Annotated in this window: 12 protein-coding genes and 2 pseudogenes; 10 read left to right on the top strand and 4 right to left on the bottom strand. The window is 68.6% G+C overall.

Annotation, left to right across the window (positions count from 1 at the left end; genetic code table 11):
- Nucleotides 1-16: 16 nt before the first annotated feature.
- Together BM115_RS11745 and BM115_RS11740 are read right to left on the bottom strand one after the other, a co-directional pair.
- Nucleotides 17-817, bottom strand: coding sequence for a 2OG-Fe(II) oxygenase (locus BM115_RS11745; protein ID WP_092293862.1), 801 nt, complete (start codon nucleotides 815-817; stop codon nucleotides 17-19).
- Nucleotides 818-838: 21 nt separating this feature from the next.
- Nucleotides 839-1,894 (bottom strand): GlxA family transcriptional regulator, encoded by a 1,056-nt coding sequence (locus BM115_RS11740; RefSeq protein WP_177219898.1) that lies wholly within the window; start codon nucleotides 1,892-1,894, stop codon nucleotides 839-841.
- A gap of 533 nt (nucleotides 1,895-2,427) precedes the next feature.
- Between BM115_RS11740 and BM115_RS11735 the strand changes: the two genes are divergently transcribed.
- The 10 genes and pseudogenes from BM115_RS11735 (at nucleotide 2,428) to rfbA (ending at nucleotide 15,123) form a co-directional block, all read left to right on the top strand.
- Complete coding sequence (locus BM115_RS11735; RefSeq protein ID WP_092293858.1) at nucleotides 2,428-3,957, top strand: mannose-1-phosphate guanylyltransferase/mannose-6-phosphate isomerase; 1,530 nt, start codon at nucleotides 2,428-2,430, stop codon at nucleotides 3,955-3,957.
- Nucleotides 3,958-4,258: 301 nt separating this feature from the next.
- Nucleotides 4,259-4,855: pseudogene (locus BM115_RS11730) on the top strand (sugar transferase); the annotation flags it as partial.
- A gap of 54 nt (nucleotides 4,856-4,909) precedes the next feature.
- On the top strand, nucleotides 4,910-7,165 hold the full coding sequence (locus BM115_RS11725) for a GNVR domain-containing protein (RefSeq protein ID WP_092293854.1): 2,256 nt from the start codon (nucleotides 4,910-4,912) through the stop codon (nucleotides 7,163-7,165).
- Nucleotides 7,162-8,172, top strand: coding sequence for a glycosyltransferase (locus BM115_RS11720; protein ID WP_092293852.1), 1,011 nt, complete (start codon nucleotides 7,162-7,164; stop codon nucleotides 8,170-8,172). Before BM115_RS11725 ends, BM115_RS11720 begins: the two co-directional genes overlap by 4 nt.
- A 22-nt stretch (nucleotides 8,173-8,194) precedes the next feature.
- A pseudogene (locus BM115_RS11715) lies at nucleotides 8,195-9,208 on the top strand (glycosyltransferase family A protein); the annotation flags it as partial.
- A 363-nt stretch (nucleotides 9,209-9,571) separates the two neighbouring features.
- On the top strand, nucleotides 9,572-10,345 hold the full coding sequence (locus BM115_RS27470; RefSeq protein ID WP_369823417.1) for a glycosyltransferase family 4 protein: 774 nt from the start codon (nucleotides 9,572-9,574) through the stop codon (nucleotides 10,343-10,345).
- Nucleotides 10,342-11,610 carry a glycosyltransferase family 4 protein gene (locus BM115_RS11705; protein WP_092293850.1) on the top strand — a complete coding sequence of 423 codons (1,269 nt, stop codon included), beginning with the start codon at nucleotides 10,342-10,344 and terminating at the stop codon, nucleotides 11,608-11,610. The genes BM115_RS27470 and BM115_RS11705 overlap by 4 nt, the downstream gene beginning before the upstream one ends.
- A gap of 6 nt (nucleotides 11,611-11,616) precedes the next feature.
- The gene (locus BM115_RS11700) at nucleotides 11,617-12,891 is read left to right on the top strand and encodes an oligosaccharide repeat unit polymerase (protein ID WP_092294374.1); all 1,275 of its coding nucleotides are present in this window, start codon (nucleotides 11,617-11,619) and stop codon (nucleotides 12,889-12,891) included.
- A 12-nt stretch (nucleotides 12,892-12,903) separates the two neighbouring features.
- Nucleotides 12,904-14,199: an oligosaccharide flippase family protein gene (locus tag BM115_RS11695; RefSeq protein ID WP_092293848.1), complete on the top strand. Its 1,296-nt coding sequence runs from the start codon at nucleotides 12,904-12,906 to the stop codon at nucleotides 14,197-14,199.
- A gap of 36 nt (nucleotides 14,200-14,235) precedes the next feature.
- Nucleotides 14,236-15,123: a glucose-1-phosphate thymidylyltransferase RfbA gene (gene rfbA, locus BM115_RS11690; protein WP_092293846.1), complete on the top strand. Its 888-nt coding sequence runs from the start codon at nucleotides 14,236-14,238 to the stop codon at nucleotides 15,121-15,123.
- 22 nt (nucleotides 15,124-15,145) lie between these two features.
- Here rfbA and BM115_RS11685 read toward each other — a convergent pair whose 3' ends face one another.
- A complete protein-coding gene (locus tag BM115_RS11685; RefSeq protein ID WP_092293844.1) occupies nucleotides 15,146-16,396 on the bottom strand; it encodes a right-handed parallel beta-helix repeat-containing protein in 1,251 nt (416 codons plus the stop codon).
- Nucleotides 16,397-16,607: 211 nt separating this feature from the next.
- Entirely contained in the window at nucleotides 16,608-19,652 is a 3,045-nt protein-coding gene (locus BM115_RS11680) for an FAD-binding and (Fe-S)-binding domain-containing protein (RefSeq protein ID WP_092293842.1), read from the bottom strand.
- Nucleotides 19,653-19,739 lie beyond the last annotated feature (87 nt).

The raw sequence follows: 19,739 nt of genomic DNA, 5'->3' as shown, positions 1-19,739 counted from the left end.
GTAGTTCGCCTGTCTGCTATCGCCCGACGATCCGCTTGGCCAGCGCCTTGGCGTACGGGGGCGTCATGCCATGCAGGATGTCTCGCGCGGTGATGGTGAAGCGCTCGCCCGGCCGGGCGTGGAAGCGCGTGGTGTGTTCCTCGGAGGCCTGGTCCGGGCGGCCGTTGGTGTAGTAATAGAGCGCGATCGAGCGCCGCGTGACCCCGGGCGGGCAGGCCAGCGGCACCGGGTGGCCGTGCCACGAGCACTCGTTGGTGCTGAAGACCACCAGCCGGTTGCCGATGGGCGAGATGTTCTGCACGCAGTGCTGGACTTCCTCGTCCCATAGCTGGAGATGGCCGGCCCAGTTGTCGTCCCACTCGTCATTCAGGTACAGCAGCACGTTGAGGCGCCGGTCCAGCTTCCATTCGAGGTGGTAGTTGTAGTCGATATGGAGCCCGAGGCGGCCGCCCGGCAGCGTCTGGTGCAGCCCGCCGCCGTGCAGGTGGGGGTCCGGCACCAGCCCCTGGATGCCCGAAAGCTGCTCCAGGAAGCGGATGAAGCCGGGACTGTTGAACTCGACGATCAGGGACCGCAGCGCGGGCGGAATCGCGTAGAAGTCCTGGATCTGGAGCTTCAGGTTCTCGGCGGCGGAGCGGAAGGTGAACCACACCTTCTCGTCGGCGCTGGGGAAGGCGGCGCTGGCCTCGCGGTAGATGCCGTCGTCCAGGAAGTTATCGATACAGACATGCGGAAACGGCGCGGCGGCACTGTACGACTCAGAAAGCTCGCGCGAGATCCAGTCCAGCTTTGCAACATCCAGCAGATCTTGGTGCATGACTCTTGCCTCCTCCTGTGGCTAGGCTGCGTCTGGCAGCGCGGTCTTGTCGAGATTGCGGTACGCGGTGGGGGACAGCTCGAAGCGTTTTCGGAAGATCTTGGCCAGGCGGTCGCCGTTGCCCATGCCGCAGCGGCGGGCGATCTTGTCCACCGGCAGGTCGGTTTCCTTAAGCAGCCGGCAGATCATCTCCAGCCGGGCGCGGATCAGGTATTCGGACGGCGTCATGCCCAGCGCGCACTTGAAGCGGCGCAGGTAGTTGCGCTCGCTCATGGCGGCGATGCGGGCGGCGTCGGCCACGGAGATCTCTTCCGCGTAGTGCGCGGTGATCCAGCGGGCCGAGGCGCGCACTTTCTCCAGCGCTTCGGAGGAGGCGGCGATGTCGGGGACGTCGTCGGGTTCGGGGGTTTCCTGGCGGGCCAGGGGGGTGTCGCGCTGCGGGGCCAGGCGGCGGGCCACTTCGGTCGCCATCACGAAACCGAGGTCGAACTCGATCTGTGCCAGCGCCATGTCGGCGGCCGAGGGCATCACGTCCGGCGCGGAGACGGCGCCATCGCGGCACCAGAACACGGACGAGGTGACGTGGCTGATCCCGGCTACCTCGTCCACCTCGACAATCTTCTGGGGAATGGCGCGCGATACGCGGGGCTGGGCGGGCTGGGTGCGCTGGCCGCTCCGTGGGCTGCGCTCCAGTACGGAGGCGCTCACCTCGATCATGGCGTTCATCAGGCGGGCATCGCGCTCGCCGGACGGCTCGCGCTCGCTGCAGCCGATGAAGATGGCGTTGAAGCCACGCTGGCCCAGCACGTCCAGCCCCTGCGTCCAGACCCGCACCGAGGATGAGCAGGCGACGATGCCGCCCCGGTGGGACAGCAGGGACAACTGGTAGGCGGGTCGGCCGGTGCGCTGCAGGGCGATTTCGTTCGCCATGCGGAACGCCTCGGCAATGATGCCGGCGGTCAGCAGGGAGCAGCCATCGAACAGCATCAGGCCGATGCGCCGGATCTCGCGCTGGCCGGTCATCGGGATCGGGCCGATGGTGCGCATCGGCGTTGGCGACTCGACAAGGTATTCCATAGCCACTTGCTCCCCTGATGTCGAATAAGAAAACCGCATCTGCTGCGTTGCATCATAACGAATATAACCTGGCGGGAAAATCCGGCTGGCCGATAACTGCGCGATGTTGGCGGAACATGACGTGTACGCCGTCGCATAAAGGAGAATAAGCGGCGCCGCCGCCATCCGATGTTTCCAAGGTGAATCACTATTTTCATTTGAATGCGCGGAAACGCACGAAGCGCTGTCGCCGAATAGCCGCAATCCCTTGTGTGCACGGGCTTAGGGCATTGCGATGAACTAAATACATGCATCGCCGCATATTGGTGCGGGATATTGTAAATATGCCGTGCCGATTCATCATTTTGATATTCGGCCAGTGTTTTGTCTGATCAAAGTGGAGGCTTAATTACTTTCAAAAGTGTTACGCCTTCATTATTCGGACAAAGATTCTGCATTTTCCGCCGCGCGGTCAGATCTGCTTTTTCAGGCATCTATGCTTCGCTGCAACAAACGGCCTTTCGCCAGTTGCAGCCCCCCGGACAGGAGCAGACATGCGTACTACGGACACCACGATCGAATCCACGGACCTCATCAAGGACACCGCGGATATCGCGATAGCGGCGCCCGCCGTACGCACGCGGCTCGCCGCAGTGGTGCTCGCCGGCGGCTCGGGCACCCGGCTCTGGCCCCTCTCGCGCAAGCACTTTCCCAAGCAACTGATCGACGTCCTTGGCGGTGACACGCTGCTCCAGACCACTGCGCGCCGGCTGGCCGGGCTGGTGGAGGGGGGCGGTGCGATGGGTGAGATGGCGCCGATCATCGTCTGTGGCGAAGCGCACCGCTTCATGACCGCCCAGCAGCTGACCGAAGCCGGCGTGGTGGCGCGCATCGTGGTGGAGCCGACCGGGCGCAACACCGCTCCGGCCCTGACCCTGGCCGCGCTGCTTGCCTGCGCGGAGGGCGACGACTGCATTCTCGTGGCCATGCCGGCCGACCATGTGATTGCCGACAACGGCGCCTTCCAGCAGGCCGTGCTGCGCGCAGCGGGGTTTGCCGAGCAGGGCGCGATGGTCACGCTCGGCGTGCCGCCGACGCGCGCCGATACCGGGTTTGGCTACATCCGACTGGGCGCGTCGCTCGACGATGCCGCGCGCCGGATCGACGCCTTCGTGGAAAAGCCCGCCGCCGAACTGGCGGCGCAGTACGTGGCCTCGGGCGAGTACTGGTGGAACAGCGGCATCTTCGTGGTGCGCGCCAGCACCTGGCTGCGCACGCTGCAACAGCTCCAGCCGGCCATGCACGCGGCCTGCGCGGATGCCTTCGCCACCGGCCGCAGCGACGGCGCGGTGTTCCATCCCCATGCAGCGGCGTTCGCGGCGGTGCCGTCGGACTCCATCGACTACGCGGTGATGGAGCAACTGGCCCGCGCCGATGGCGTGCCGGGCGTGGTGGTGCCGCTGGATGCCGGCTGGTCCGACCTCGGCTCCTGGGACGCCGTGTGGGACGCCATCGACAAGGATGGCGAAGGCAACGCCGCCCGGGGCCGCGTGCTGTTCGAGGGCGCCACCTCCTGCTACGCCCATTCCGAGGGCCGCTTGGTCGCGTGCGTGGGCACCACCAACGTGATCGTGGTGGAGACCGCCGACGCCGTGCTCGTGGTGGACCGCTCCCATGTGCAGGGCGTGAAGGGGCTGGTCGAGCGGATCGCGCGCCAGCGGGGCACCGAGGCGGACTCCCACCGCAAGGTGCAGCGGCCCTGGGGCTGCTACGACTCGCTCGACACCGGCGAGCGCTTCCAGGTCAAGCACATCGTCGTGCGCCCGGGCGCCAAGCTCTCGCTGCAACTGCACCACCATCGCGCCGAACACTGGACCGTGGTGCGCGGCACCGCGCTCGTCACCCGTGGCGAAGAGCAGTTCCTGCTCAGCGAAAACGAATCCACCTACATCCCGATCGGCACCACGCATCGGCTCGAGAACCCCGGAAAGCTGCCGCTCGAGATCATCGAAGTGCAGTCCGGCGCCTATCTCGGCGAAGACGACATCGTGCGCATCGAGGACACCTACGGGCGCTGCGCCTAGACCCCCTGACCACCTGAAAACAGTCGCCGCGCGGCCGCCCAGCCGGCCGACGCGCGCCTCCTGGAGACATCGATCGCAAGTTAACCCTGGCCACGGGAGAGTCGCCATGTTCCAAGCTTTCAAATCGCTGTTCACCGAGTCCGGCGTCGCCACCCGCCGCCTGACGCCCCCCGTGCCCGGCGGCGCGGGCAGTGCCGGGAGGACGGGCGAGTTGCCCGGCGCCATGGCGACCTTTGTGCCGCCTGCGCTCGATGGCCCGGCGGACATGTCGATGCGGCTGCCGCCCGCGCTGGGGCTGGGCGTCAAGCGCGCCTTCGACACGGCGGCCGCGCTCACCCTGTTGCTGCTGCTCTCGCCGCTGATGCTGACGGTGGCGCTGATCGTGATGAAGGATGGCGGCCCCTGCCTGTTCGGCCATACGCGCATCGGCGCCAACGGCCGCAAGTTCAAGTGCCTGAAGTTCCGTTCGATGGTGATGAACGCCGACGTGGTGCTGAAGGAGCTGCTGGCCTCGGACCCCGTGGCGCGTGCCGAGTGGGAGCGCGATTTCAAGCTGCGAGACGACGTGCGCATTACCCGGCTGGGCCGCTTTATCCGCCGCACCAGCATCGACGAACTGCCGCAGCTATGGAACGTGGTGCGCGGGGACATGAGCCTGGTCGGCCCGCGCCCCGTGGTGGAGAAGGAGCTGGAGCGCTACGGCGACGCAGCGGCCTACTACCTGCGCGTGCTGCCCGGCATCACCGGCCCGTGGCAGGTCAGCGGTCGCAACGAGACCGACTACGGCACGCGCATTTCGCTCGACGTGGCCTACGTGCGCAACTGGACGTTCGTAGGGGACATCGTGATTCTGTTCAAGACCGTCGGAGTCGTCCTGCATGGCCGTGGCGCGTACTGACATACACAAAAACGACCCTCGCCCGCGCGGGCGGGGGCGATACGGGAGAACGGCATGAATTCGCCTCAGATCTTTCACGCAGGCCACGACATGCCGGGGCGGCACTTTGCCCGCTCGATGAACATCCGCACGACGATCCTGGCCTCGCGCTGGCTGATCGCCGGCACCACCGCGCTGTGCCTGCTCGGGGGCGTGGCCTACGCGCTGTTTACCCGGCCGGTGTACCGCTCGGACCTGTTGATCCAGGTGGAGCCGAGCGCCTCCGAGTCGCGCTCCCCCTCCGGTGACGTGCGGCCGATGCAGGAGCTGAAGCCGGACACCACCTCGGAAATCCAGGTGCTGAACTCGCGCATGGTCGTGTCGCGGGCGGTGGAGACGCTGAAGCTGTATATCGATGCCGCGCCGCGCTACGTGCCGGTGATCGGCTGGTGGCTGGCCGCGCGCACGGACGGGCTGTCCCAGCCGCTGCCGGGTGGCTACGTGCATGGCGCGGAGCGCATCGACGTGGCCCGCTTCGATGTGCCGGCCGGCTGGCAGGGCAAGACCTTCGTGATGACGCTGGGGAGGAACGGGTCCTACGTGCTCACGCTGTCGCAGATGTGGGGCGAGCCGCTGCTGACGCTGCGCGGCAAGGTCGGCGTGCCGCTGCACGCGGACACCGCGCGCGGGCCGGTGGACCTGCTGGTGAAGACCGCCGACGGGGAGCCCGGCGCCACCTTCACGATCAAGCGCTACTCGGAGATCGCCACCACGGAATGGCTGCAACGCTCGCTGTCGATCTCGGAGCGCGGCAAGCAGTCGAGCATCATCGGCGTGGCGCTCGATAGCGTCGATCCGGTGCGCGCCAGCCAGATCCTGAACGTGGTGGGTACCGAGTATGTCGAGCAGAACGTGCGGCGGCGCTCCGAAGAGGCGGACAAGTCGATCCGTTTCCTGGACGAGCAGCTGCCGCAGCTCAAGCAGCAGGTGGAGGAATCGGAGAGCGCCTACAACGCCTATCGGGCCAAGGAAGGTGCCGTGGATACCAGCGAGGAGGCGCGCACGCTGCTGGAGCAGGCCGTCACCATGGAAACCCGCCAGCTCGACCTGAAGGAGAAGCGCCGGGAACTGATCACGCGCTATACGGACGAGCACCGCTACGTGCGCGCGCTGGACGCCCAGCTGCAGGAGGGTGCCGCCGCGCTGGCGATCAACCAGGCGCGCACGCGCAACCTGCCGCTGATCGAGCAGACGCTGTTGCAGCGCCAGCGCAAGATGAAGGTGGACACCGAGTTGTACACCAATCGCCTGAACGCCCGTCAGCAACTGGCGCTGGTGCGCGCCGGCAAGGTGGCGAACGTGCGGCTGATCGACCCCGCCACGCCGCCCGAGACGCCGTTCATGCCGCGCCGGGGCGTGGCCGTGGGTGGCTCGCTGCTGGCGGGCCTGTTCGCCGGGCTGGTGCTGGCCACGTTCCGGCGCCGCATGGCCGGCGCCGTGCAAGACCGCGAGGAGATCGAGATCGCCACGGGCCTGCCCGTGTACGCCACCGTGCCGCGCAGCCGGCTGACCAGCGAGACCAAGCCCGGCCGGGCCAACTGGCCGCTCCGGCTGGCCAGCCCGGCGGAGCGCGCCGTGCTGCCCGATGCCGCCATCGAAAGCCTGCGCACCATCCGCACCACGCTGCACTTCGCCCTGAGCGAAGCGCCCAACCGCGTGGTGCTGATTACCGGGCCGACCGCCGGCATCGGCAAGTCCTTCGTCGCCGCGAACCTGGCGACGCTGGCGGGGGCGTCCAAGCGCCGCGTGCTGCTGATCGACGCGGACCTGCGCAACGGCGCGCTGCACCGGCGCTTTCACGTCGACCGGGGGCCCGGCCTGTCCGAGGTGGTGGCCGGCACGCACCGGCTGGAGGACGTGGTGCGCCGCGATGTCTCATACGGGCTGGACCTGCTGTCCACCGGCCTGCACATGGCGGGACCGAGCGAGCTGCTGCTCCAGCCGGAGCTGGCCGCGCTGATCGAGCGCGTGGCGGCCCAGTACGACATGGTGGTGCTGGACGGCCCGCCGCTGCTGCCCGTGGCGGACGCGCTGGTGCTGGGCCGCTTGGCCGGCACCGTGCTGATGGTGGCGCGCCACCGCGTGACCACGGTCGACCAGATCGACGAAAGCACGCGCCGGCTGGCCCAGGCCAACGTCGCCGTGCAGGGCGTGATCTTCAACGACTTCACCGGCACCCTGCATCGCTACAGCTATGCCTATGGCACCAACGCAGAGCCCCAAGCGCCCCGCCCGGCCACGCCGGGCTCCTCCCCAAGCGAGCCGTCATGACTTTCTCCCACAACAAGCGCATCACACTGGTCACTGTCACCTACGGGGACCGGCTCCACTACTGCGTGGAACTGCTGCGCCGCGCCTTCGACGAAGAGGGCGTGCGGCACGCCGTGGTGGTCAGCAACAACTCGGCATCGGACCTGAGCCTGCTCGAAGCGCGCTGGGGGCGCCGCATCACCGTGGTGCACCTGCCGACCAACACCGGCTCGGCCAATGGCTACGCGGTCGGCATCGAGACCGCGCTGCGCGGCGATACCGACTACCTCTGGCTGATGGATGACGACAACGCGCCGTGCCCCGGCGCGCTGGGCGTGCTCTGCCATCAGCTGGACGTGCTGACCCGCGAAACCGGCCGGGGCCGCGCGGCGGTGCTCGGCTTCCGGCCCGACCATCAGGGCGACATCGCCATGGGCGTGCCGGGCGCGCTGGCCTCGCCGCCGCGTTCGAGCTACTTCGGCTTCCACGTCGCCCGCATCCCCTACAAGATCTGGCGCCGCACGCCGTGGGGAAAACCGCGTCCGCGCGCGCTGCCTGCGGTGGTGTCGATGCCGTTCGCGCCGTATGGCGGCTTCCTGGCTCACCGGGACGTCTACACCGACCTCGGCCTGCCGGACCCGAATCTGGTGCTCTACGCGGACGACATCGAATACACCTGGCGGCTGACCGCCCGGGGCGGGCGCATCGCGCTGGTCACCGGCGCGCAGCTGGAGGATCTGGAGGGCTCCTGGAACGTCAAGCGCAACTGGAAGAACCACTTCGAGTGCCTGCTGCTGAGCGGCTCGGACTTCCGCGCGTACTACAGCAGCCGCAACCAGGCGTGGTTCGACAAGAACTACTGGTCCACGTCCGGTTTCACCTATCGGCTGAACCGGCTGGTGTTCCTGATCCTGCTGCGGTTCTACGGCAAGCGCCGCAGCGCGGCGGCGCGCCTCAGCCTGCTCGAACGCGCCATTGCCGATGGCGAGGCGAACCGCCTGGGCTTTCATGCCGATTATTCCCTGTAGTCGCTCCCCCACCGAGACCCCCATGCCGTCCCACCCGGAATCCGCGAGCCTGACCATCGTCATCTGCAACTACAACTACGCGCGGTTTCTGAGGGGGGCGATCGACTCGGCGCTGGCCCAGACCCAGACCGCGCCGGCGGTGAAGGTCATGGTCATCGACGATGGCTCGACGGACGGCTCGCGCGAGATCCTGCCCGGCTACGGCGACCGCATCGAGGCCATCTGCCAGGCGAACGGCGGACAGGTTTCGGCCTACAACCACGCGCTGCGTCGCGTGACCACGCCCTACGTGATCTTTCTCGACGCCGACGATCTGCTGGAGCCGGACGCCGCCGCGACGGTGCTGGCCGCCTTCGCCGCCGGCGACTACGCCAAGGTGCAGTTCCGGCTGGAAGTGATGACCGGCGATGGCACGCTGACCGGCGTGCAGGTGCCGCAATCGAACGCCGTGGCCGACTGTGGCGCGCTGCTGCGGCAGGGCTGGCTCTACCCGTCGCCGCCGGGTTCCGGCAACGCCTATCGCGTGGAAGCTCTGCGCCGCATCTTTCCTGTGCCGGTGACCGCCGACAACATCCACGGCGCCGATTTCTATGCGATCTATGGCACCGCGCTGGTCGGCGACGTGTTCGCCATCGATCGGCCGCTTGGCCGCTACCGGGTGCACCGGCAGGACAACGGCGGGCTGTCGCTGGCCAATGCGGAAGACGCGCTGGCGGGGGCCCGGCAGTCCACCCGGCGCTGGGTGCTGCTGCGCGAGATTGCGCGCCAGCGGCTCGGCATCACGCTGCCGGCCGCGCCGCTCGACTTCGCGCTGGAGAAGGCGCTGTTCGCCACCGCGCTGTACGGGGCGCCGCTCGGGCAGCGCTGGCGCTGGTTCCTGCGCGAGTCCGGCCGCTACTTCCATACCGTCACCGCGAACCCGTACTGGAGCCTGCGCAAGAAGCTGGCGGTGTCCGGCCTGACGGCGCTCGCGCTGGTGCCGGTGAGGGCGGTCGGCGACCGCGCGATCCGCTATATCGCCAACCCGCTCGCGCGCAGCGGGGCGCCGGTGCGGCCGGTGGCGCCAGCGGGCGGTGACCCGACCATCGTGTCGATCAATGGCCGCTATCTGGGCCGGCGCCCGACCGGGGTGGACCGCTTTGCGAACGAGGTGATCCGCAGCATCGACGAACTGGTCGCCACGCAGGCACCCGCCGTGGCGGGGCTGTCGTTCGAGCTGCTGATCCCGCCGTCGGTGCAGGTCGAGCCGGAACGCTTTCCCAACCTCCGCATCCGCACCGTGCCGGGCGGCAACGGCCAGTACTGGGAGCAGGTCTGCCTGCCGCTGGCGGCGCGCGGCACCTTGCTGCTGAACCTGTGCAACGCCGGACCGCTGCTCTATCGGAATCAGGTGACGGTCATGCACGACGCCGCGCCGATGCGCGTGCCGCAGGCGTACACGCGGGCCTTCCGGGCCTGGTATCGGATGATGGCGCCGTGGATCGGCCGCATCGCCCGGCGCGTGCTGACGGTGTCCGAGTTCTCGCGCGGCGAGCTGATCCAGGCGTATCACATCCCGGGCCGCAAGATCGGCGTGCTGCCGATGAGCGGCGACCACATGCTGCGGCTGCCGGAGGAGGCGGACGTCCGCGAGAAGTTCCACTTGTCTGGCCGGCCGTACATCCTCGCCGTCAGCAGTGCCAGCCATCACAAGAATTTCCGGCTCGTGGTGGAGGCCATCGAGCTGCTCAAGGCCACCGACTACGACGTGGTGATCGTCGGCGGCGGCATGCCGATGCTGAAGGCGGTGCAACAGGTGTCGCCAGACTTCGTGAAACGGGTGGGCTATGTCGACGATGGCGATCTCAAGGCCCTGTTCCGCCAGGCCGCCTGCTTCGTGTTTCCGTCGCTGTACGAGGGCTTCGGGCTGCCGCCGGTGGAGGCGATGACGCTGGGCTGCCCGGTCATCGCGTCCAACCTGCCCTCGGTGCGCGAGGCCTGCGGCGATGCGGCGATCTACTTCCGCCCGACCAGTGCGGCGGAGTGCGGCGAAGCCATGATGCACGTGATGCACGACAGCGCCCTGCGTGACCGCCTGCGCACGCAGGGCTTCGCCAACGTGCAGCGCCGCTCGTGGCGCCTGACCGCCGACCGGCTTCTCACCGAGATTTCCCCATGGCTGCCCCAGCGATGACCCCCGCCCCGAATTTCGCCCCGAATTTCGCCCCGACTCCCTTTCCCGGCGAGTTCGGCAGGGTGGCCGTGGTGCACGACTGGCTGACCACCTATGCCGGCTCTGAGCGCGTGCTGGAGCAGATTCTCAAGATCTGGCCCGACGCCGACCTGTTCAGCGTGGTCGATTTCTTCCCGGACGACCAGCGCCACGTGCTGCAGGGCAAGCACGCCAAGACGTCGTTCATCCAGCGCCTGCCGCGCGCCCGGAAGTCGTTCCGCAACTACCTGCCGCTGATGCCGCTGGCGGTGGAACAGTTCGACCTCTCCGACTACGACCTCGTGATCTCGTCCAGCCATGCCGTGGCGAAGGGGGTCATCACCGGGCCGGAGCAACTCCACGTCAGCTACATCCATTCGCCGATCCGCTATGCGTGGGACCTCCAGCACCAGTACCTCGACGAATCGCGCCTGACGCGCGGGCTCAAGAGCTGGATCGCGCGGGCCATCCTCCATTACATGCGGATCTGGGACCATCGCACCGCCCATGGCGTGGACCTGCTCGTGGCCAACTCGGCCTACGTGGCGCGGCGCATCCGCAAGGTCTACGGCTGCCCGGCCACGGTGGTGTTCCCGCCGGTCGATGTGGAGCGTTTCGGCCTCGGCCAGTGCCGCGAGGACTTCTACCTGACCGCTTCCCGGCTGGTGCCGTACAAGAAGGTCGCGCTGATCGTGGAAGCCTTCGCGGCCATGCCGGACAAGCGGTTGGTCGTGATTGGCGATGGGCCGGACTTCGCGCGCATCCAGGCCATGTTGCCCCCCAACGTGAAGATGCTGGGCTACCAGTCGACCGAGATATTGATCGACCACATGCAGCGCGCACGCGCCTTCGTGTTCGCCGCCGAGGAGGATTTCGGCATTGTGGCCGTGGAGGCGCAGGCTTGCGGCACGCCGGTGATCGCGCTGGGGCGGGGCGGTGCCAGCGAGACGGTGGTCGACGCCGGCAACGCCGGCACCCGCACCGGCGTGTTCTTCCCGCGCCAGACCGTGGAGGACATCGTGCGCGCGGTCTGCCGCTTCGAGGACAGCGGCTGGTTCGACCCGGCCGTCTGCCGTGAGAACGCGCTGCGCTTCACGCCGGAGCGTTTCCGCAGCGAGTTCCTGGCCGTGGTGCGGCAGGCCATGGCCGGGCAGGGCGGCCGGCCCCGCACCGCGTCGCCCGAGCCGGAACCCCCGGTGCCCACGGAACCGTTCCACACCGATGACCTCGCGGTCGTCCCCAGATAGATGCCGATGCCACATCCGACCCCGCCCCGCGACTTCCATGACGGCTACTGGTGGGAAGACCCCACCCGGCTGCTGCTGTATTTCATCCTGCCGCTCTATGTGCTGATCTCGGTGTCGCTGCTGGGCGACCAGAAGGCCATCGAGCGGGTCTATTTCACCAGCTTCTACGCGCTGGCCGGCGGGCTGTTCCTGGTGGTGCTGACGGTGGCGTCCTACGCGGGCGATTCGCTGGCCCCGCTGGCGCCCCGGCCGCGCGCCGAGATGCCCGTGCACATCCTCGACGCGCTGTTCTGGCTCGCCCTGATCGGCTATCTGGTGATGATGGGCGGCGTGATTGCCCGGCCCGCCGTGCTGATCTCCTTCCTGACCGGCTCCGCCAGCACCTACGACGTCCTCGAACTGAAGGGCCGCATCGCCGGCATCAGCACGCTCACGCAGGCCGGCGTGGCCTATGTGCCGCTCTACTTCTACATCTTCCGCCAGCCGGTGCGCGGCCTGAACCGCTACAAGGTCTTCCTGGCCGTGCTGCTGGTGCTGACGGTGCTGCGCAGCTTCATCTTCGCCGAGCGGCTGGCGCTGGTGGAACTGGTGCTGCCGTGGGTGCTGATGGTGATGCGGTTCCGCAACGTGCCCCGGCGCAACTGGCTGCTGCGGCTCGGGCCGTTCGCGGCCATCGGCCCGCTGATCGGCTTCTTTATCGCCAACGAGTACAACCGGTCTTGGGAGACGCACTACGTCAATCTCTACGACAACATCTTCGAGTTCGCGCTGGAACGGCTCGGCATGTACTACTCCACCTCGCTGAACAACGGCGCCGGGCTGCTGGCGATCATGGGCTGGGGCGCCGGCGACGCGGTGTTCACCTTCGACTGGCTGGTCAAGTTCCCGGTGGTGGGCGAGTTCATGCGCCCGCTGGTCGGCAATGGCGACAGCTACACGATGTTCCTGAGCGACTTCGGCGACCCGGAGTTCAACAATCCGTCCGGTATCTACGTGCACTTCCACGAGTGGGGATGGTTCGCGCTGCTGCTGGCGGCGGGCATGGGCTGGCTGCTGTCCCGCAGCTACGCGGGCTGGCGCGCGGGCGATGGCTTCTGGTGCTGCGCGCACGCTGTGCTGCTGGTGTCGCTGCTGGAGATCCTGCGCGTGCCCAACCTGTTCAGCGGGCGCAACTTCGTGCCGCTGGCGCTGCTGTGGCTGATCTTCCAGATGGCCGGCCAGCCGGTGCGACGACGGTTGCCGCCGGTGCCGCGTGGTGTGATCCGTCCCGGTCCCCGCTGACGCTACGCCGCCATGCCGACCTCCATCCGCGCCACCGCGACCTATCTCCTGCTGATACAGGCCGGCAACTACCTGTTCCCGCTGCTCCTGCTGCCGCTGCTCGGAAGGGTGCTCGGGGTGAAGGAGTTCGGCGTGCTGGCCTACTGCCAGGCGCTGGCGCAGTACCTGATCCTGCTGACCGACTACGGCCACAATCTCACCGCCACGCGGCTGGTGTCGTTGGGGCGGGACGACCGCACGGTGGTCGACCGCGTGTTCTCGGCCACGATGGCCGCCAAGCTGACCCTGACGCTGGCCGCCGCGCTGCTGATGGCCGGCACGCTCGGGCTGGTGCCGAGCCTGCGCGAGCACTGGACCATCCTCGCGGCGGCCTTCGTCGGCGTGGTGGCCAACGCCTTCACGCCGATCTGGCTGTACCAGGGGCTGGAGCGCATGAAGGTGCTGGTGGTGCCGAATTGCATCGCCCGCGCGGTCAGCCTGGGGTGCGTGCTGATGTGGGTGCGCGGGCCGGGGGACGCCGCACTGGCGGCACTGGGCATTAGCGTTGGCACGGTGCTGCTGGCGGTGGCGGCGCTGTGGGGCATCCACCGGCAGCGGCTGGCGTCGCTGGTGGCCGTGTCGGTGCGCGAGGTGGCCATCTCGTTCCGCGAAGGCTTCCCGGTGTTTCTCTCGCTGGTGCTGGTGAGCTTCTACGTCACCTTCAACGCCATCCTGCTCAACTACTTCCACGGGCCGGTGGCGGTGGGGCAGTTCTCCATGGCGGACAAGATCCGCGTGGCGGCCCAGACCATCTTCACGGTGGTGGGCACGGCCTTCTTCCCGCGCATCAGCCAGTACAACGTCACGGACCCGGAGGCGGCGCGCGCCCTGCTGCGCAAGGCGACGCTGGCGGTGTTTGCCTGCGCCGGCGCGCTGGCCATCGGCATCGAGCTGTTTGCCGATGTCGGCATCCGCATGTGGCTGGGCGAGCCGTTCCACGACGCCATCCTGCTGCTGCGCCTGGAAGGCGTGCTGCTGCCGGTGACCAGCGTGGCCTTCGTCTTCGGCAACCTCGGCCTGCTGGCGCTGGGCCGCCACCGGCTGGTGCAGAACATCTACGCCGCCGTGACCGTGCTCCACCTGCTCTACGTGGTGCCGCTGGTGATGCTGATGGGCGCCCGGGGCACGGTGATCTCGATCATCCTGACCGAGGTGTTCGGCGCGCTGGCCTTCTTCATCTGCTACCGGCGCGAGGCGACTGCCCGCGCCACGGCCCGGGGCGTGGACCCTGTGGCGCCCATTCCCGCACCGCTTGAAAGAGCGACCTGAACAGACTTCACCACCATCGACCTGGGAGATTCAGACATGAACCGCAAAGGCATCATCCTGGCCGGTGGGTCCGGCACGCGGCTGTACCCGATCACGCAGTGCGTGTCCAAGCAACTGCTGCCGGTCTATGACAAGCCGATGATCTACTACCCGCTCTCCACGCTGATGACGGCGGGCATCCGCGAGATCCTGGTCATCTCCACGCCGCAGGACCTGCCGCGCTTCGCCACCATGCTGGGCGACGGCAGCCAGTGGGGGCTGGACATCCAGTACGCGGAGCAGCCCTCGCCGGACGGGCTGGCGCAGGCCTTCATCATTGGCCGGGACTTCGTCGGCAAGCACCCTTCGGCGCTGATCCTCGGGGACAACATCTTCCACGGCAACGACCTCGCCCGGCTGCTGGCGCGCACCAACCGGCGCGAGGAAGGCGCCACCGTGTTCGCCTATCACGTGGACGACCCGGAGCGCTACGGCGTGGTGGAGTTCGACGAGGACTTCCGCGCGCTGTCGATCGAGGAAAAGCCGGCCGTCCCGCGCTCCAGCTACGCGGTGACCGGGCTGTACTTCTATGACAACGCGGTGTGCGACATCGCGGCGGACATCCGGCCCTCGGCGCGCGGCGAGCTGGAGATCACCGATGTCAACTCGCGCTACCTGGAAGCCGGTAAGCTCGCCGTGGACATCATGGGGCGCGGCTACGCGTGGCTGGACACCGGCACGCACGACTCGCTGGTGGAGGCGGCGCTGCTGGTCTCGACGCTTCAGAAGCGGCAGGGCCTGATGGTGGCCTGCCCGGAGGAAATCGCCTACCGGCGCCGCTGGATCGATGCCGAGCAGCTCGGCCGGCTGGCCAAGCCGCTGGGCAAGAGCCACTATGGCAAGTACCTCCAACGGCTGATCGCCGAGACGCCGCGCGTGCGGTGAGTCCGCTACGTCCGAGGAGGGCTCATTGCTGCCGCAGCGCCGTGCGCACCTGCGGCATCCGGGTCCGGTCCGCGCCCGACACCTGCGGCGCGCCGGTCCCGTTGCAGCCGGTCAGGGCGATGCCAGTGCCGTCCAGCGTGTTGCCGTCGCAGGTCCAGGCGTCCGTCGGGCAGTTGCGCACCTGGAGGGACAGCGCCGCGCCGCCAATCGTCACGAACCGGTTGCGCGAGACCCGCACGTTGCACACATTGCCGACCGCCCGGAAGCCATCGTAAGTGGCGCGCGTGACCTGGTTGCCCGCCACCAGCACCCGCGCGACGCTGCCCGTCCCCGTATTGATGTCGATGGCCGCGTGGCCCGCCGCCAGCCGGTTGTTGCCCGGCTGCGTGGCGTTCTCGATATCCGAGATCATGTTGTCCGTCACCTGCACATTGGTCACGCCTGTCGTGCGGTAGCCGTCCTCCTGCGCGATGAGCACCGCCGCCGCCTTCTGCACCCCTTCGATCCAGTTGTTGGCCAGGGTCACGTCGGTGCCGCCGACGATGGACGCACCGCGCCCCCAGGCGTTGCCGGCCAGGTAGTTGGCGCTGATGAGGATGTTCTGGTTGATCGTGCCGTCGCGCTGGTAGCTGACGATGCCGATCATGTCGTCGCCGGTGGCGGTGACGGAGTTGTCCTGCACGAGCACGTCGCGCGAGCCGCCGGTGATGTGGATGCCATCGGCCAGCGTGCCGTTGACCTTGTTGCCGACCAGCGCGATGCTGTTGCCGCGCGAGACGAAGATGCCGGCGCTCGCCCCGCCACGGATGGTGACGTCGAGCACCTGGATGCCGTAGCCGTCCACGGAGACCTTGGCGGAGGTGGACGATTCGAGCCGCTGCGTGCCGGTGCCGACCAGCGTGACGCCGACCAGCGTGGCGTTGCGGCCGGTGATCTCCACCGCCTGCGCGTCCGGGCTGGTGGCGGTGAGCGTGGCGCCGTAGCCGGACACCACGACCTGCTCGCCACGGATGGCCAGCACGTTCCCCACGCGATAGTTGCCCGGCGCCAGCACGAGGCGCTGGCCCGGCTGCAGGCTATCCAGGGCCGCCTGCAGGGCAGCGGCCTGGTCGGCCCCGCCGGCTATCGGCTGGACCGCCACATCGGTTGTGGCGCCGACCGCGTCGATCGAGCCGCCCGGCGCCTTGCGGCTGCCAAGCCACAGCACGAGCGCCGCCAGCGCCACCGCTGTCAGTACGCTGGCCGCAGCGCCCTTGCGCTGGCGCCCCGTCATGTCGCCCGGCCTGCCGGGGCATCAGGCGAGACCTCCAACTCGATTGCGATAGTGCCCATGGCTTTGGTTCTCCGTCCACTCTCCGTCCAGACCGCTGGTTCGCCGTTGCATCATAGGCGCTGCGCTGGCCCGGGCCGGCCGCTTTGTCCGCCAGGACCGGGAACTTGGCGGATTTGGACGGAGAATCTGTTGCGTGGGCGTTGGGTGTGCGCTATCCGGCTGCCGTTGCCGCCGTCGCCATGGCCCGCTCCAGCACCCGCGCCACGTGCAGCGCCTCCCGGCCTGCACCATCGTGGATCTGATGTCGGCAACTCGTCCCATCGGCCACCACGAGAGTGTCGCCATCGGCCTTGCGCACCGCCGGCAGCAGCGACAGCTCCGCCATCTTCATCGAGGCTTCGTGATGCTCGGCCTCGTAGCCGAAGCTGCCGGCCATGCCGCAGCACGACGACTCCACCAGCTCGGTCTTCAGGCCCGGAATCCAGCCGAGCACCTGTTCCACGGGGCGTACGGCATCGAACGCCTTCTGGTGGCAGTGGCCGTGCAGCAGGGCCCGGGCCGTGCCGATGGGCTGGAGCGATGGGGCGAAGCGGCCGGCGGCGTGCTCGCGGACCAGGAATTCCTCGAACAGGAACGCGTTGTCCGCCAGTTGGCGCGCGGCGTCACCGTAGCCGTACTGGAGGAATTCGTCGCGCATCGACAGTAAACAAGACGGTTCGAGCCCCACCACGGCCACGCCGCGCGCGACGAAGGGCAGCAGCACGTCGAGCGCGCGCCGGGCCTCGGCCTTGGCTTCATCGACCAGACCTGCCGCCAGGAAGGTCCGGCCACAGCACAGCGGGCGCTCGCCCGGCACCGCCGACAGGTGCACGGTGTAGCCGGCCCCTTCGAGCACGCGCTGGGCCGCGCGGGCGTTCTCGGGCTCCATATGGTTGTTGAAGGTATCGACGAACAGCACCACCTCCTTGCCGCCCGCCGCCTTCGGCGTGTAGTCGCCCCCAAGGAAAGCCGCCTGCCAGCGCGGCAGCGAGCGCCGGGCGGACAGGCCGAACAGGCGCTCGCTCAGCGCCGGCAGTCCCGGCACGCGGTCACGCAGGTTGAACAGCCACGGCAGGCGGCTGGCCAGCCCGGCGTAGCGCGGCAGGAAGGCGACCATGCGGTCGCGCGCGCGCAGCTTGCCGGCCTTGGCGTGGGCGGCGCGGACTTCGATCTTCATCTTGGCCATGTCGATGCCGGTGGGGCAGTCGCGCTTGCAGCCCTTGCAGGAGACGCACAGGTCGAGGGCCTCCTTGACCGCTGGCTCCAGCAGCCCCTCCGGGCCGAGCTGGCCAGACAGCGCCAGCCGCAGCGTGTTGGCGCGGCCACGGGTCAGGTGCTGCTCGTCTCGCGTGACGCGGTAGCTCGGGCACATCGTGCCGGCGTCGAACTTGCGGCAGTGGCCGTTGTTGTTGCACATCTCCACGGCCGCCGCCAGCCCGCGCGCGGGGTCCAGCCCGGTGCCGGGCGTGCTCTCGGCCTCGGTCACCGGGTCGCGCGTGACATTCCACGCCGACCAGTCGAGCGCCGGCGTGATCGGCTTGACCGTATAGCTGGGCGGGAAGCGGAACAGCGCGGTGTCGTCCATCTTCGGCGTGCCGACGATCTTGCCGGGGTTGCAGCGGTTTTCGGGGTCGAACAGCGCCTTGACCTCGGCGAAGGCCTGGTTCAGCGCGGGGCCGAACTGCCACGCCACCCATTCGCCCCGGCAGATGCCGTCGCCATGCTCGCCCGAATAGGCGCCCTTGTATTCGCGGACCATCGCGGCGGCTTCCTCGGCAATCGCCCGCATCTTGGTGGCGCCGTCGCGGCGCATGTCTAGGATGGGGCGCACATGCAGCGTGCCGACGCTGGCGTGGGCGTACCACGTGCCGCGCGTGCCGTGCTTGTGGAAGACCTCGGTCAGCCGGGAGGTGTACGCGGCCAGATGCTCCAGCGGCACCGCGCAGTCCTCGATGAAGGACACCGGCTTGCCGTCGCCCTTCATGCTCATCATGATGTTCAGGCCGGCCTTGCGCACTTCCCACAGCGCCTTTTGCGGGCCGGCATCCGGCATCTCCACCACCGAGCCGGGCAGCCCCAGGTCGGCCATCAGCTCCACCAGCCGGGCCAGGCCGCGCACCGTGGTCTCGCGGTCTTCGCCAGCGAATTCCACCAGCAGGATGGCCTCGGGCTCGCCCACCAGCGCGCGCTCGATCACCGGGCGGAAGGCCGGGTTGTGGCGCGCGAGGTCGATCATGGTCCGGTCGACCAGCTCCACCGCCGCCGGCTGCAGGCCGACGATATGGCGGGTGAGTTCCATCGACTGGTAGAAGGTCGGGAAATTCACCACGCCGAGCGTCTTGTGCGTGGGCAGCGGCGCCAGTTGCAGCGTCAGGTGCCGGAAATAGGCCAGCGTGCCCTCCGAGCCGACCAGCAGGTGGGCGAGGTTGACGCTGCCGTCGGCAGTGTAGGGGCGTTCGTTCTGGGGATGGAACAGGTCGAGGTTGTAGCCGCCCACGCGCCGCAGTACGTGCGGGTACATCTCGGCGATGGCGTCGCGCTCCCGCTCGGCGATGCGCCGCACGCCATCGGCGATGGCGCGGTGCGGGGCGCCGTCCGCCGGCCAGCCGGCGTCGAAGCGCACGTCCTCGCCGCCGGCCAGGATCGCCTGGATGCCCAGCACGTTGTGCACCATGTTGCCGTACTGGATCGAGCGTGACCCGCACGAGTTGTTGCCGGCCATGCCGCCGATCGTGCACTGCGCCGCCGTGGAGACGTCCACCGGGAACCAGAGCCCGTGCGGCTTGAGCCAGGCGTTGAGGTGGTCGAGCACGATGCCGGGCTGCACGGTCACCGTGCGCGCCACCGGGTCGAAGTCGATCACCTGGTTCAGGAACTTGCTGTTGTCGATGACCAGCGCCTCGCCCACGGTTTGGCCGCACTGGCTGGTGCCGCCGCCACGCGGCAGCAGGGGCGCCTTGAAGTCGCGGGCGATGTCCAGCGCCAGCCGGGCGTCGGCTTCGTCGCGCGGCACGACCACGCCAATCGGCATGACCTGATAGATCGAGGCGTCTGTGGCGTAGCGGCCACGGCTGGCGGTGTCGAACAGCACGTCGCCGCGCAGCTCGGCGGCGAGCCGCCGGTACAGCGGCGACTGCGTGGCGGGTGACGATGCGGCGCCGGGCATGAAGCGCAGCGGCTGCACGCCGGGCGGCGTGGGGGTGGTAGGCAGGGCCATGGGCGGGGATGTCTCCGTGTGCATGCACTGGAGACGCCGTCGCCCTGGCCCGTGGCGCGCCGGCCTGCCGTCCGGAGACGGCGCGGC

Origin of the sequence: Cupriavidus sp. OV096 (assembly GCF_900115455.1) — a bacterium.
In the GTDB taxonomy this organism is placed as follows: domain Bacteria; phylum Pseudomonadota; class Gammaproteobacteria; order Burkholderiales; family Burkholderiaceae; genus Cupriavidus.
This window is presented reverse-complemented; position numbering and strand designations above follow the sequence as displayed.